This is a genomic window from Amycolatopsis acidicola (genome assembly GCF_007713735.2).
Taxonomy (GTDB): domain Bacteria; phylum Actinomycetota; class Actinomycetes; order Mycobacteriales; family Pseudonocardiaceae; genus Amycolatopsis_E; species Amycolatopsis_E acidicola.
Genome location: NZ_VMNW02000050.1, coordinates 20,537 through 34,560 on the forward strand (window position 1 = coordinate 20,537; position 14,024 = coordinate 34,560).

General features: G+C 71.2%; 14 protein-coding genes. All 14 read right to left on the bottom strand.

Annotated elements, in window-relative coordinates; all coding sequences use genetic code 11:
* Nucleotides 1–7: 7 nt before the first annotated feature.
* The 14 genes from FPZ12_RS27815 to FPZ12_RS27880 are packed head-to-tail and all read right to left on the bottom strand — an operon-like array spanning nucleotide 8 to nucleotide 13,877.
* Nucleotides 8–1,006 carry an acyl-CoA dehydrogenase family protein gene (locus tag FPZ12_RS27815; RefSeq protein ID WP_144748740.1) on the bottom strand — a complete coding sequence of 333 codons (999 nt, stop codon included), beginning with the start codon at nucleotides 1,004–1,006 and terminating at the stop codon, nucleotides 8–10.
* Nucleotides 990–2,468: a class I adenylate-forming enzyme family protein gene (locus FPZ12_RS27820; RefSeq protein ID WP_144748739.1), complete on the bottom strand. Its 1,479-nt coding sequence runs from the start codon at nucleotides 2,466–2,468 to the stop codon at nucleotides 990–992. Before FPZ12_RS27820 ends, FPZ12_RS27815 begins: the two co-directional genes overlap by 17 nt.
* Before the next feature lie 9 nt (nucleotides 2,469–2,477).
* A complete protein-coding gene (locus FPZ12_RS27825; protein WP_144748738.1) occupies nucleotides 2,478–2,768 on the bottom strand; it encodes a hypothetical protein in 291 nt (96 codons plus the stop codon).
* Entirely contained in the window at nucleotides 2,765–3,838 is a 1,074-nt protein-coding gene (locus FPZ12_RS27830; RefSeq protein ID WP_144748737.1) for a phosphotransferase family protein, read from the bottom strand. Before FPZ12_RS27830 ends, FPZ12_RS27825 begins: the two co-directional genes overlap by 4 nt.
* On the bottom strand, nucleotides 3,835–5,139 hold the full coding sequence (locus FPZ12_RS27835; RefSeq protein ID WP_144748736.1) for an acyl-CoA dehydrogenase family protein: 1,305 nt from the start codon (nucleotides 5,137–5,139) through the stop codon (nucleotides 3,835–3,837). The genes FPZ12_RS27830 and FPZ12_RS27835 overlap by 4 nt, the downstream gene beginning before the upstream one ends.
* 8 nt (nucleotides 5,140–5,147) lie before the next feature.
* On the bottom strand, nucleotides 5,148–6,293 hold the full coding sequence (locus tag FPZ12_RS27840) for a thiolase family protein (RefSeq protein WP_144748735.1): 1,146 nt from the start codon (nucleotides 6,291–6,293) through the stop codon (nucleotides 5,148–5,150).
* Nucleotides 6,286–6,672 (bottom strand): Zn-ribbon domain-containing OB-fold protein, encoded by a 387-nt coding sequence (locus tag FPZ12_RS27845; protein WP_144748734.1) that lies wholly within the window; start codon nucleotides 6,670–6,672, stop codon nucleotides 6,286–6,288. Before FPZ12_RS27845 ends, FPZ12_RS27840 begins: the two co-directional genes overlap by 8 nt.
* On the bottom strand, nucleotides 6,669–7,463 hold the full coding sequence (locus tag FPZ12_RS27850) for an SDR family NAD(P)-dependent oxidoreductase (protein WP_341771238.1): 795 nt from the start codon (nucleotides 7,461–7,463) through the stop codon (nucleotides 6,669–6,671). Before FPZ12_RS27850 ends, FPZ12_RS27845 begins: the two co-directional genes overlap by 4 nt.
* Complete coding sequence (locus FPZ12_RS27855; RefSeq protein ID WP_144748732.1) at nucleotides 7,460–8,692, bottom strand: acyl-CoA dehydrogenase family protein; 1,233 nt, start codon at nucleotides 8,690–8,692, stop codon at nucleotides 7,460–7,462. The genes FPZ12_RS27850 and FPZ12_RS27855 overlap by 4 nt, the downstream gene beginning before the upstream one ends.
* Complete coding sequence (locus tag FPZ12_RS27860) at nucleotides 8,682–9,509, bottom strand: mycofactocin-coupled SDR family oxidoreductase (RefSeq protein WP_243770062.1); 828 nt, start codon at nucleotides 9,507–9,509, stop codon at nucleotides 8,682–8,684. Before FPZ12_RS27860 ends, FPZ12_RS27855 begins: the two co-directional genes overlap by 11 nt.
* A gap of 14 nt (nucleotides 9,510–9,523) precedes the next feature.
* Nucleotides 9,524–9,907: a nuclear transport factor 2 family protein gene (locus FPZ12_RS46635; protein WP_144748730.1), complete on the bottom strand. Its 384-nt coding sequence runs from the start codon at nucleotides 9,905–9,907 to the stop codon at nucleotides 9,524–9,526.
* A 12-nt stretch (nucleotides 9,908–9,919) separates the two neighbouring features.
* Complete coding sequence (locus FPZ12_RS27870; RefSeq protein ID WP_144748729.1) at nucleotides 9,920–10,300, bottom strand: Zn-ribbon domain-containing OB-fold protein; 381 nt, start codon at nucleotides 10,298–10,300, stop codon at nucleotides 9,920–9,922.
* Nucleotides 10,297–11,496 (bottom strand): thiolase C-terminal domain-containing protein, encoded by a 1,200-nt coding sequence (locus FPZ12_RS27875; protein WP_144748728.1) that lies wholly within the window; start codon nucleotides 11,494–11,496, stop codon nucleotides 10,297–10,299. The genes FPZ12_RS27870 and FPZ12_RS27875 overlap by 4 nt, the downstream gene beginning before the upstream one ends.
* Complete coding sequence (locus FPZ12_RS27880) at nucleotides 11,493–13,877, bottom strand: CaiB/BaiF CoA-transferase family protein (protein ID WP_144748727.1); 2,385 nt, start codon at nucleotides 13,875–13,877, stop codon at nucleotides 11,493–11,495. Before FPZ12_RS27880 ends, FPZ12_RS27875 begins: the two co-directional genes overlap by 4 nt.
* Nucleotides 13,878–14,024 lie beyond the last annotated feature (147 nt).

Below are 14,024 nucleotides of genomic sequence, written 5' to 3' on the forward strand. Positions count from 1 at the left end.
CTTCGGTTCAGATGCCCAGCGCCGTCAGCAGCCGTTCGCGGTGGGTGTGTGGTTCGCCGAGCAGCACGCGGCTGGTCGCGGCGCGCCGGACGTGCAGATGAGCGGGATGTTCCCAGGTGAAGCCGATTCCGCCGTGCACCTGAACGGTTTCGGCCGCCACCCAGGCATACGCCTCGCCGCACACGAGTGCGGCCGTCGCGGCCGCTTCCGCCGCGTCCGGGGCGCCCTCGGCGATGGCGGCCGCGGCCCACAACGACGCCGAGCGCGCCGCTTCGACGCGCACGGCCATGTCGGCGCACCGGTGCTTGACGGCCTGGAAGGTCGCGATCGGACGTCCGAATTGGACACGCTGCCCGGCGTAGGCCACGGACATTTCCATTGCCACCGCCGCTCCCCCGGTCTGCTCGCACGCCAGCGCCGCCAGCGCCCGCGTGCGCACGCTCTCCCGGACGTCAGTCGTGTCGATCAGCATGGCGGGAGCACCGTCGAACCTCAGTGTCGCGAGCGGCCGGTTCGGATCCATCGTGCGCATCGGCTCGCCCGTGATGCCCTCAACGGCGAACAGGCCGACCGGTGTGGGCACCAGCACTACCTCCGCCGACGCGCCGTCGACCACGAACGACGCCTTACCGGTCAGCCGCCAGCCGTCATCATTTTCGACCGCAGCGATCGCGCCAGGATCGTGCACCACGGTCGCGGTGGTGGCCGTCGCCGCGAGGCGAGTCAGCAGCTCGTCCCGCGCCGGGCCGCGCGCGGCCAGCAGGGCACCGGTCGCGAGCACCGAAGTCGCGAACCACGGCAGCGGCGCCAGCGAACGCCCCAGCTCCTCGGCCACGACCGCGACTTCGCGGAAACTCGCGCCCGCGCCGCCGAACTCCTCGGGCACATCGAGCGCGCCGACGCCGAGCTCACCGGCGAACCGTTCCCACCCGGGCGCGTCGTGCTCCAGGAAATCGCGGACCACGGCACGAAGCTCTTCGGCGTCCGCGTCAGGCGTGAAGCGCACTGTCCCTCCCCATCAGTTCCGCCCGCAGCACACGCCGCAGTGCCTTACCGGTTTCCGTGTGGGGCAAGGACTCCCGCACGTGGACACGCGCCGGGGTCTTCGCCGAGCGGAGCCTTTCGCGCACGTACTCGCGCAGTTCGCGCTCCAGCTCGGCCGGATCGGCGGCCGTCGCGGGGACGACCGCGGCCACCGGCACCTCACCCCATTCGCCGTCCGGCATCCCGAGTACGATCACGTCGTCCACGGCGGGATGCGACAACAACGCGTCCTCGATCTCGCCCGGCGAGAGGTTCTCCCCACCGCGCACGATCACGTCGTCGGCGCGGCCGTCGAGGAACAGGAACCCTTCCGCGTCAAGGTAACCGCGGTCGCGCGTCGGGAACCAGCCGTCGGCGTCGGTGGCCGTGTGCGACACGTACTCACCGGACACCTGATCCCCGCGCACGAAGATCTCCCCCGGCTCCCCGGGCCCGGTCGGCAGCCCGTCCGCGCCGCGGATCTCCACCTCGACGCTCGGCAGCGGCCGTCCCACGGACATCAGCCGGGCGCGCACCGCCGGGTCCGCCGACGCTATCGCGGCGCGATGGTCGTCCGGGCCGAGCACCGCGATGGTCGAGCTGGTTTCGGTGAGCCCGTAGGCGTTCACGAAGTCCACGTGCGGCAGCTGGTGCAGCGCCCGCTCGATGACCGGGGCCGGCATCCGCCCGCCGCCGTAGGACAGATGCCGCAGCGCGGGCAGCGTCGTCCCGCGTTCCTCGGCCACGTCGAGGATCCGGCCGAGCATGGTCGGCACCACCATCGCGTGCGTCACCGACTCGGCGACCACCGCGTCCACCCAGCCCCCGGGGCTGAACGACGGCAGCACCACGAGCCGCCGCCCGGCGAACAGGCTCGTCAGCACGCTCGACACCCCGGCGATGTGGTACGGCGGCACGGAAATCAGTTGCGCCTCGTCCTCGCCCGCGCCGAGGAAGTCCACGGTGGACAGCACATAGGACGTCAGGTTTTCCGGGCGCAGCACGGCCGCCTTCGGCTCGCCACTCGTGCCGGAGGTGAACAGCAGGACGCTCACCTCGCCCTCCACCGACACCGCGTCACCGGTCGGCAGTTCGCCGGGCCCAAGGACGGTGATGCCCTCGACACCGGCGCACCGCTCCCGCTGACGCGCACCCGCCACGACGACGGCGGGGGCGATCCGCGCCAGCGCCGCGCGCAGGGCTTCGTCGGACAACCGGTAGTTCAGGGGCACGAAAGGCAGACCGGCGCGGTGCGCGGCGTAGAACAGCACCGGCAGCGTCTCGGAGTACTCGTCGAGATAGCCGACGTTCGCGATGCCCAGCGCGGCGAGCCCACCCGCGACGGCCGAGGCACGCGCGTCCAGTTCGCCGTACGTCAGCTCGCCCACGGCACGCCGTCCGGCCGCCGCGTCCGCGACCATTTCCAGCAGCAGCGAAGGGTTCACCGGGCTCCCTCAGTCCGACGCGGGCAGCTTGCGCGCGCCCGCCAATTCCAACGGCCTGCCGTCGGCGGCAAGCACGCCCGCGCCGGCTCGGGTGCACAGCACCTCCAGCCCGCTTTCGGGATCGGTGTACCGCTTGCCGAGCAGCACGCCGTCCCCCGAACCGCCCTGGGCAGGCTGCTCGGTGTCCGCCAGCGGCTCGCCGCCGCAGGTCAGCTTCACGTCACCGGACGGCGGGCGGACCACGACGATCGCGGCCGGGGAGTTCGTGGCCCAGTAGCGGGCCCCGGGCTTGAGGCTCATGAATTCTCCTTGATCAGACGGGACAATCCCCGTTGGACGAGGATCGGGATGTGGTCTCCGCGCGCGGCCATCCGCTCGTCGGTGGTTTCGCCCCGGAGGTACCGCGCGTAGAGCTGCTGCAGGATCACGACCGTCTTGAAGCAGCCGTACGCCTCGTACCAGTCGACGTCACCGACGTCGATACCCGACCGGGCCGAATAGCGGCCGATCACTTCTTCGCGCGAGGGCAGGCCGAGCTTCGACAGCCCGAGCGACGCCAGCGCGCCCGCGTCGCCGAACTCGGGGTCCGGCCAGTAGTTGAGCAGGGTGCCCAGATCGACCAGCGGATCACCGAGGGTGGCCATATCCCAGTCGAACACCGAGACCACCTCGTCGGGGTTCCCCGGCGCGAACTGGCAGTTGTCGATCTTGAAGTCGTTGTGCACGATCGCCGGGGCACCCGAAGCGGGCAGGGTTTCCGCCAGCCGTTCGCCGAGTACGGCGGCGGCCGGGTCGCCGCCCTCCGCGACGAGGTCCCAGCGCTTGCGCCAGCCCCGCACCTGCCGCTCCAGAAACCCTTCCGGGCGGCCGAGATCGGCGAGCCCGCATTCTGCGGGGTCGACTCGGTGCAGGTCGGCGAGCGCGTCGATCACCGCGAGCCCGACCCGGCGCCCGGCCGAGGGCAGCGCCGCCATCGAGCGCGGCAGCGAGTCCCACACCACCACGCCGGAGCGGTATTCGACGACGAGGAAGTCCGCGCCAGCCACCGAATGGTCGTCGCAGAACAGCATTCCCCGCGGCGCGCGCGGATACGCCTTCCACAGCCGGGAAAGCGCCTTGTACTCGCGGCGCATGTCGTGCGCGCCCGGCGCGATCGCGCCGAACGGCGGGCGCCGGAGCACGAGCGCGGTGTCGCCGAACCGGATCCGGTAGGTGAGGTTCGCGGACCCGTTGGGAAACTGCAGCACGGAGAACTCGCCGGTCAGCTCCGGCAGCCGCGAGCGCAGGTACCGTTCGACGGCGACCCAGTCGAGGTCCTCGCCGGGCCGCACGGGCGCGGCATCGACCTCGCGTGTCGTCGGCTCCGTCATGCGACTTCCCCGTCCTCGGCCGCCGCGAGTACGTCGGCGAACCGTTCGCGGGCCTCGGCGCGCCGGGTCGGCGTGATGTAGGGCGGGAAGAGCCCGTCGTCGGGCTCGGTGCCGCGCAGCAGCGCCTGGGCGAGGTTGACCTTGTGCACCTCGGTGGCGCCGTCGGCGAGTCCCATGTGGAACGACTCCATGACCCATTTGCCGAACGGCAGCTCCTTCGAGATGCCGAGCGAACCGTGGAGCTGGATCGCGCGGCCGGCGATGTCGGCGAGCACCTTCGGCATCGCCGCCTTCACCGCGGAAATGTCCGCGCGCACCTTCCGGTAGTCGTGGTACCGGTCGATCCGCCAGGCGGTGCGCAGCACGAGCAGCCGGAACTGCTCCAGCTGGATCCACGAGTCGGCGATCATCTCCTGCACCAGCTGCTTGTCGGCCAGCCGCTGCCCCTTGGTGACCCGCGAAACCGCCCGGCGCTTCATCAGCTCGAACGCCGACTGCACGAGCCCGACCGTGCGCATCGCGTGGTGGATCCGCCCGCCGCCGAGCCGCGTCTGCGCGACGGCGAACGCCTGGCCGCGCTCCCCCAGCAGGTTCTCCGCCGGGATCCGCACGTCGGTGTAACGCAGGTACTGGTGCGTGCCGACGGGTTCCTCATGCCCCCACACCGACACGTCGCGCACGCGCTCGATGCCCGGCGTGTCCGCGGGCACGACGAACATGGACATGCTCTTGTGCGGCGGCGCTTCGGGCTCGGTGACGGCCATGACGATGAGGAACTCGGCGAACAGCGCGTGACTGGAGAACCACTTCTCGCCGTTGAGCACCCAGGTGTCGCCGTCGAGCCGGGCGGTGGTGCGGAAACCGGTGGGATCGGATCCGCCGTGCGGTTCGGTCATCGAGAAGCACGACACGATGTCGCCCTCGATCAATGGCTCGAGGTAGGTCTTCTTGAGATGCTCGCTGCCGTAGTGGGCGAGGATCTCGGCGTTGCCGGAATCCGGGGCCTGGCAGCCGAAAACGACCGGGCCGGAGTGCGTGCGGCCGAGCTTTTCGTTCAGCAGCGCCAAACGCAGCTGCCCGTACCCCTTGCCGCCGAGCTCGGGGCCGAGGTGCGCCGCCCACAGGTCGTGCTCGCGCACCTGCCGCTGCAACGGTTTGATGAGCGCGTTGCGCACCGGGTCGCGCGGGTTCCAGGCGTGCTCGACCACCTGGTCCACCGGCTCGACCTCGCCGGCGACGAACTCCTCGACCCAGTCCAGCTCGCGCTGGATCTCGGGGTCGGTTTCGAAACCCCAGACCATGTCCCCTCCTAGACCGTGAGCACCGTGCAGGCTGAGATGCCCGGCGCTCCGTAGACGTGGGTGAACCCGACTTTCGGGGTGCCCGGTACCTGGTGCTCGCCCGCGGTTCCGCGGAGCTGCTGGACGTTCTCGTACACCTGCCGCAGGCCGGAGGCGCCGATCGGCTCACCGTTGGCCAAGCAGCCGCCGTCGGTGTTGACCGGGAGCCGCCCGCCGATCGCGGTTTCGCCGTCTTCGATCAGCTTTTCCTGTTCGCCGTGCGCGCACAGGCCCGTTTCGGCCAGGTGCATCAGCTCGGCGCCCGACTCGGTGTCCTGGATCTGCGCGACGTCCACTTCGGACGGTGCGACACCGGCAGCCTCGAACGCCGCGGCCGAAGCCTCCACCGTCGGCGACTCCGCCCTGTCGATCGCCGTCCAGGGCGCGAAGACCTCGAACGAACCGTACCGGCGGCTGCGGAACGCCGCACCCTTCAGGAAGACCGGACTGCTCGTGTACTCGCGGGTACGGTCCGCGCTGGACAGCACCAGAGCGACCGCGCCTTCGCCGGGCGAGCAGTACATGTACTGGGTCAGCGGGTGCGAGATCATCGGCGCGGCCGCGATCTCCTCCGCGCTGATCTCCTTGCGGCGCCAGGCCATCGGGTTGCGGGCGCCGTTGCGGAACGCCTTCTCCGCGATCTTCGCCAGCACCCCGGCGCCGAGATCGTGCTCGTGCAGGTAGCGCTGGATCTTCATGCCGAAGAACTGGGTCGTCACCATCAGCCCGGTCTCGCCGTACCACGAACCGATACCGTGCTCGGCCGGGTCGGTGTCGAACGCGCCGCGCGGGTGCTTGTCGAAGCCGATCACGATCCCGACGTCGTGCTGCCCGGACCGGATCGCCGCCTCGGCCGCGATCAGCGCGGAACCGCCGGTCGCGCAACCGTTGTACACGTTGATGAACGGCAACCCGGTGAGGCCTAGCTCCGACACGAGCGTGTCGGCGTCACCGGCCGAATGCGAGCCACCGAAGGCGAACTGCACGTCCGAAAAGGACAGACCAGCGTCTTTGAGCGCCTCCCGCGCCGCGTGCACGGCCTGCGCCCGGCCGGAAACACCCTTGGTGCGGCCGAACCGGTGCATTCCGGCGCCGACGATCGCGACCTCACTCATCCCGCACCGCCGCGAACGCGAACGTGTGCACGTCGTCCCGGAACGGCACGAGCGTGAACTCCACCGGCATCCCGATCCGCAGCTTCGCCGGGTCCGCCTCGGTCAGCCGCGACTCGACGATCAGCTGCCCCGGCAGCTCCACGTAGCCGACCCCGTAGGTGTCGTCGGCACCGGTGTAGGGCGGTTTGGGGCGGAACCCCTGAATCGTCCAGGACCACAGCGTTCCCTTGCGGGACAACGGAACGTCCTCCATCGAGGCGCCCGTGCACCGCGGGCAGCCGCCCTGGCGCGGGAAGGTGTACGCCCCGCAGTCCGCGCACCGGCTGCCCAGCAGGGCGGTGCGATCCGGGGTGAACAAGGAATCATCGACAGTCTTCACGGCGCCGCCAGCCTCCCTCCGTCGACCGCCAGCAGCGCGCCGGTCGTGTAGCTCGCGTTCGGCCCGCACAGGTACAGCGCGGCGCCGACGATCTCCTCCGGGTTGCCGACCCGCTTCGACGGCCAAGCCTTCGCCATGTCCGCCACGGTGTCCGGGTCCCAGTGCTTGCTGATGTCGGTGCGGAACGGGCCGGCCAGGATGGTGTTCACCCGCACGCCCGGCCCGTACTCCTGCGCGAACCCCGCCGTGAGCGTGTTCAGCGCGGCTTTCGCGGCGGCATAAGGGAGATCGCCCGCGGTCGGGCGCCCCGACGCCATCGAAGAGATGTTGAGGATCGCCCCGCCGCCCCGCGCGGCCATCCGCTCGCCCGCCACCGCCATCAGCCGGAACGGGCCCTTCAGGTTGACGCCGATGACCTTGTCGAACAACGTCTCGCTCACCTCCGCGAGCGAGGGATAGGTCGGCGCGATCCCGGCGTTGTTGACCAGGATGTCCACCGGTCCGAGCGCTTGCTCGACCTCGTCGAGCAACGGGCCGAGCCCGTCCCACTCCCCCACGTGCGCCCCGTGCGCGGTGACGCTCCTGCCCGTCGCGGCGGCCAGCTCCTCCGCGAGGCTCTCGCACGCGTCCTTCTTCCGCGACGCCACAGCCACGTTCGCGCCGGCCGCGGCGAACGCGATGGAGATCTCCCGCCCCAGCCCGCGCGAGCCGCCTGTCACCAGCGCTGTGCGGCCCTGCAAGGGCTGACCGCCCTCGCGGACGGCCGCCACCGCCTCCTCGATCGTCGTCACTTCGGAATGTCCTTCCATGCCACGCCACGGTCCGCGCGCGGCTCCGGCGGCAGCCCCAGCAGGCGCTCCGCGATGATCGTGCGCTGCACCTCGTCCGAACCGCCCGCGATGCGATACCCGGGCGCGCCGAGGTAATGCTCCCTCCAGCGGTAACTGCCGTCTTCGGCGTCGGCGACCAGCCGTGGCCCCAGCACCACCGCCGCCGCCGCCGAAACCAGCTGCAACCGCTGCGCCCAGGCGAGTTTCCGCAACGAGCCCAGCGGCCCGGGCTCGCCCCCGGCCAGCCGCGTTTCCCGGTCGCGCTGCGCCGAAACCGCCGCCACCCGTTCCGCGATCCACACGTCGGCGAGCAGCCGCCGCACCTCGGGATCGCCGGTGCGGCCCAGTTTCCGCGCGTCGTCCACGAGCTGAGTGAAACCGCCGCCGAGGTCGGCGTTCGCGCCGGAGTGGCCGCGTTCGAAACCCAGCGTCGCCAGCGTCACCGACCAGCCTTGCCCGACTTCGCCCAGCCGCAGGGAATCCGGGATCCGCACCTCGTCGAGGAACACCTCGCAGAACGACGAACCGCCCGACATCTGCCGCAGCGGCCGCACATCCACACCCGGGGTGTCCATCGGCAGCAGGAACGTCGTAAGCCCTTGGTGCTTCGGGACATCCGGGTCGGTGCGGGCGATCAGCTCGCCCCAGCCCGCGAACTGCGCGCCGGAGCTCCACACCTTCTGCCCCGTGACCACCCACTCGTCGCCGTCCTTGACGGCTCTGGTCGCGAGCCCCGCGAGGTCCGATCCAGCGCCCGGCTCCGAGAACAGCTGACACGCCAGCACATCCCCGCGCAGCAACGGCTCGACGAGACGCTCTTTCTGTTCCACGGTCCCGAAAAGCTGCACCGTCGGCGCGATCAGGGCGGTGCTCACGGACGTCAGCTCGTGCTGGCCCGGCGTCTCGAACTCGCGCTCCGCCTCGGCGAAAGCCTCCTCGTGCAACGCCGACAGCCCCGCGCCGCCGTGTTCGACGGGCCACGACAACGCGCCGTAGCCGGCGTCGAACTTCTCCCGCAGCCAGTCCTGGATCCGGGCGATCAGCGCGCGTTCCTCGTCGAACGGCAGGTCGTGGAACACCGCCACGGAACGGCGCGACGCGTCGCCCCGTGGCGGCAGCCGCGCTGCGAGCCACTTCCTTGCCGCGTCGGTGAAATCGGCCAGCTCGGACTCGAGTGCTTCAGAGGACATGGAACCCCGCGTCCACCGGCAGCGCGACACCGGTTACGTACCTCGCCGCGTCGGAAGCCAGCCACAGCACCGCGTCGCTGATGTCGCCGGGCGGCAGCAGCTCGACGGGCAGCGCGTTCGCCATCATGGCCTGGTCCTGCTGGTGCTCGGCGAAGTAGTCCCCGAGCGAGGGGTTCTCGATCATCGGGGTGTCCACGCCGGTCGGATGCACCGTGTTGACGCGGATGCTTTCCTTCGCCAGCCCCACCGCGTACGCCTTCATCAGCCCGACCACGCCGTGCTTGCTCGCGGTGTAGGCCAGCGTCGCCGGCGTGCCGGGCGCGCCGACGAGGCCCTTGAGCCCGGCGGTCGAGCTGATCAGGATGACCGAGCCACCGCGGCCGGTCTTCCGCAGGGCCGGCAGCGCGGCTTCGACGGTGTTCCAGACACCGGTCATGTTGACGCCGACGACCGCGTCCCACGTCGCCCGCGCCGGGGTGTCCGGTGTGGACAGAATAGTGGAGATCCCGGCGTTGGCCACCACGATGTCGAGCCCGCCCAGCGCGGCGGCGTCCCGGGCGACCCCGTCGGCGATCTCGGCGCCGTCCCGGACGTCGAGCCGCGCGGTGGCCACGCGCCGTCCCTGTTTTTCCACCAGGCGCGCGGTTTCGGCGAGGTCGTCGGCGGTGGCCATCGGGTACGGCATCTCGGGCACGGGCGCACAGAGGTCGTAGGCGATCACGTCGGCCCCGGCACCGGCGAGCCGCACCGCGTGTGAGCGGCCTTGGCCGCGGGCGGCGCCGGTCACCAGCGCCACTTTTCCGTCCAGTACTCCCACGGGTTCTTCCCTCCTCAGCCGAAGTCGCTCCACTCGTGGATCCGCCCGCCGCGGATCACGAAGATCGTCATCGTGTCGAGGTGTGCCTGCTCGCCCGCGTTCGCGAAACCCGGGACGTCCACCGCGGCGGTGCCGCCCCATTCGGCCTCGCGGAACACGACGTCCCCGGTCACCGCGCCGCGTTTGGTGGCGGTTATGGTGCGGCCGGGGAAAGCGTCGTTCATCATCTTGATGTTCGACAGCAGCTGCTCACGCCCGCTGCCCTCCATGCCCTTGTTCTTGTGGCTGAACACGATGTCCTCGGCGAGGATCTCCTCCAGCGCGGCGAAATCGGGTTTGTTGAAAGCTTCGACGAGCTTGTCGACGACGGCCAGCTTGTCCTGTTCGGTCTCGGGCACGACTGTCCTTTCTCAGGCGGGGATCCACTGCGGGACGGCGATTCCGTCCCTGTCCGCGAACTCGACGCGCATCGGCATGCCGGCGTGCAGTTCGGGCGTTCCGGGGAGCTGCCCGGCGAACCGGACTCCGGGGTGGTCGTCGAGCTCCACGAGCACGACGGTGTAAGGCGCGGGGAAAGCCGGGTCGACGGTGCGCCGGCTGACGGTCCACGTGTGCAGGCGGGCCGTGCCGGCGGCGGCGACCCATCGCACGGGCGTGTTCACGCCGGTGCTGCGCGGCGGGTGCACCGGCGTGCCGTCCTGCCCGATGGCGACGAGCAGTTCACCGCGCGCGGCCCCGGCCCAGAACTCGGCGGAGTCCGGGTCGGTGGTGCGGGGCACGGGCAGGTTCATGCGTCCCTCCTCAGGATCAGCGCGCTGGACGCGGGCGGCGAACCGCCGGTCACGAGGCAGATTTCGCTGTGGGGCGCCTGCGAAGTGGATTCGCCGCGGATCTGCCGCACGCCTTCGACGACGTGGTTGAGCCCGTGGATGTAGCCCTCGGACAGGTGCCCGCCGCCGGTGTTGACCGGCAGCCGGCCGTCGAGGCCGAGCGCGCCGCTGGCGGCGAAGGGGCCGCCTTCGCCCTTCTCACAGAAGCCGTAGTCCTCGAGCTGGATCAGCGCGGTGATGGTGAAGCAATCGTAGATCTGGGCGACGCCGACCTCGTCCGGCCCGAACCCGGCGCGCTCGTACAGCGTGCGGGCGACCGCCGCGGAGGGGAAGGTGGTGTAGGAATCTCGCAGCAGCACGGGAAACAGCACCCCGCCCTTGGGCTCGGGCCCGGTGCCCATCGACACCGCGCGGATCAACGCGGGTGGCCTGCGGCCGTCCCGGGCGCGTTCCGCCGACGTCACGACGAGCGCGCAGGCACCGTCGGTTTCGAGGCAGTAGTCGAACAGCCGCAAGGGATCCGAGATCATCCGCGCGTTCTCGTAGTCGGCCATCGTCATGGCGCGGCCGTGCATCTGCGCGCGCGGGTTGGCGTTGGCGCGCTCGCGGCAGGTGAGCGAGATATGCGCCAGGTGCTCGGACGTGGTGCCGTACTCGATCATGTGCCGCCGCGCGACCATCGAGTAGGCCTGACCGGCCGCGACGAGCCCGTAGGGGAGGAAGTACTCGTCGTAGGTGCTTCCGCCGCCGACCTCCGGCGGGCCGTCGGTGGCGCGGCGGGTCTGGCCGTACCGGTCGGCGCCGGAGCGCCCGTTGAGCGCGCGGAACACCAGAACCGTCGACGCCTGACCGCTTTCGATCGCCGCGACGGCCTGCGCCACCTGCGCCGGGGCCGCCGAACCACCCGCGCCGCTGATACCCCAGTACGTCAGGTCCGGCACGCCGAGCGCGTCGGCGAGTTCGTTGTGCGTCACGAGGTCGAAGTCGTTGCGGACGATGCCGTCGACCTCGGTCGCGTCGATCCCCGCGTCTTCGAGCGCCCTCGTGCAGGCGGTGACGGCGAGCGCGAGGTCGCTCACCCCGGAGCGCTTCGTGTACTCGGTTTCGCCGATCCCGGCGATGGCGCACCGATCGCGGTGCCGGGTGTAGTCGATCACGCGGCACCGTCCCGGACGACGCCTGCTTCGAGCAGCGCGTCCACATCGACGTCGCCGAGCCCGAGTTCGGTGAGGATCTCGCGGGTGTGCTCGCCGATCAGCGGCGGGCGGCCCGGCACGCGGCTGCCCGCGAAATCCATCAGCCGCCCCGCCATCTCCATGTCGCCGGTGACCGGATGCCGGTACGCCGAGATCAGGCCGGAGTCCTTGAGACCGGGGTCGTCGAACAGCACCGTGCCGGGCGCATTCGCGCACACCTCGGCCGGGACGCCGTGCGCGTCGAGGGTCTTCCCCCATGCCTCGGCGGTGTCGGCGGCGAACGCGGCGGTGAGCGTTTCGGCGAGGGCTTCGCCGGTGGCGCCGGCCGCGGCGGGCACGGCCTTCGCCAGGCGCTGCCGGTCGTCGTCGGTGAGCACGGCGAGACAGAGCCAGCCCTCGCGGGCGGGGTAGATCCGGTGCAGCGGCGAGATCCCCCAGCTGTCGGCATCGACCACGGGCCGGTCGCCGCGCGCCGCGCCGCCGGGGGTCGTCCACGCCATCGACGCGTTGAGCAGGTGCGCGTAGAGGATCGAGGTGTCCACGAACTGGCCGCGTCCGGTGCGGTCGCGGTGGTAGAGCGCCTGCAGTACCGCGATCGCGGACAACAGGCCGTTTCCGGTGTCCCCCAAGGAAATCGATGGCCAGATCGGGGTGCCGCCGTTGTCCGCCGCGCCGTCCACCCACTCCGTTCCCGCGAGTGCCGCCGCCGTCTGGTCGTTCGCGGGTTTGGCGTCGCGGGCCCCGTGTTCGTAGCCGCGGGTGTGGCAGTAGACGAGACGGGGGTTGATCTCGCGCAGCGATTCGAAGTCGATCTTGAGCCGCTTCGCGGCGCCGTAGCGCATGTTGTGGTGCACGACGTCCGCGCCCCGCACGAGGTCGTAGAACACGGCGAGCCCGCGCGGGTCCTTGAGATCGATCGCGAGAGAGCGCTTTCCGCGGTTGGACATGTGCGAGTACTGGGTGCGCATCCAGAAGTCGTCGTGCAGGGCGTTGACCTTGATCACGTCCGCGCCGAGATCGGCCAGCAGCTGCGCCCCGTACGGGCCCGCGATGGCGAGCCCCAGGTCGAGCACCCGGACTCCGGCGAGCGGCGCCACCGGTTCGGTGCCCGCGGGCGCGGGTTCCGGCTCACGCGAGGCCTGTTCGCGCACCCACGCCGTGTCCGTCCCGGGCGGGACGGTGCCCGTGCCGATGGGGGCCGGGCAGTCGGCGAGGTGCAGCACGGAGCCGACCGCGCGGATCGCCCCGTGGTCCGGGTCGGGCAGCTCCACGACACAGCCGTCGTCGAGCAGGGCCGGGTCGAGCAGGGCTTCCTCCGGCGGGCGGACGATCTCGAACGGCACCCCGGCCTCGGCCGCGACCCGCTCCCAGTCCGCGGCCGGGAACCGGGCCGCCGCGGCTTCCATCTGCGGGTGGAAGTGGTGCAGCAGCACCATGTCCGTGTAGTCGGTGGCGATGCGCAGGTCCGCGTCCTTCGGCGAGACACCGCCCCGGTGGGGCACGGCCAGCTCGTCCCCTTCGCTGACGCCGAGCATGAAGGAAGGCAGCTGCACCCATTGCTGGATCCAGCGGCCGTCGGAGGCGCGGTAGAACCCCTTGGGGGCGCGGGGATCCGTCGTCCAGCCGAGGTAGCTCTCGCTGTCCGGATCCTCCGCCCGCTGCCACGCGATCGCCGTCGAGCAGAGCACCCCCTGCACCAGGGAAGTCGCCACGTGCTGCCCGCGCCCGCACACTTCACGCGCCCGCAGGGCACCGGCCACCGCGATCGTCGCCAGGTACGCGGCCGCGTTGCTCGCCCACGGGATCCCGGTGAACATCGGGCCGGCCCGGTCCGGGCCGACCGCCGTCACCGGGCCGGTCTCCAGATCCGCCAGAGGATCCACGCGCCCGGACAGCGCGCCGATCGTGGTGCCCGGCACTCCCCTGGCCTCCCAGTGCAGCCCGGTGCGCGCGGCGACGAGCGAGTCCACCGCCGGGCGGCCGCGGTGCGCGGCGGCGTCGCCGTAGCCGGTGATCGAGCAGTGCACCAGGCGCGGGTTGAGCGCGGCCAGCGAAACGGCGTCCAAACCGGACGGGGCTTCCTCGAAAGTTTCCACGAGGACGTCCGCAGTCGCGATCAGCGCGCGGATCTCGTCCACATCGGACACCGGGTCGAGCGTCGCGCGCCGCTTGCCGCGGTGCCAGACGCGGTAACCCGACAGCCCCGCGAACGGGTCACCGGGCAGGTCGATCCGGATCACTTCGGCGCCCGCGTCGGCGAGCAGCATCGTGGTGATCCCGCCGGCCACGCCGCGCGTCAGATCCACGACGCGCAACTGTGCGTACACGCCCTGTCCCGGCACCCCGACCTCCTCCGGTCCGCGCCACGGCCCCTGCGCCGTGGCTCCCCCAACCTACGACGACTCGACGTCGACTTCAAGTTCGACTTGAAATTGCCGTCAACTTCGTGTTTGGCTACGGTGTGACCCAGCCGACACGACTCGAAGAGG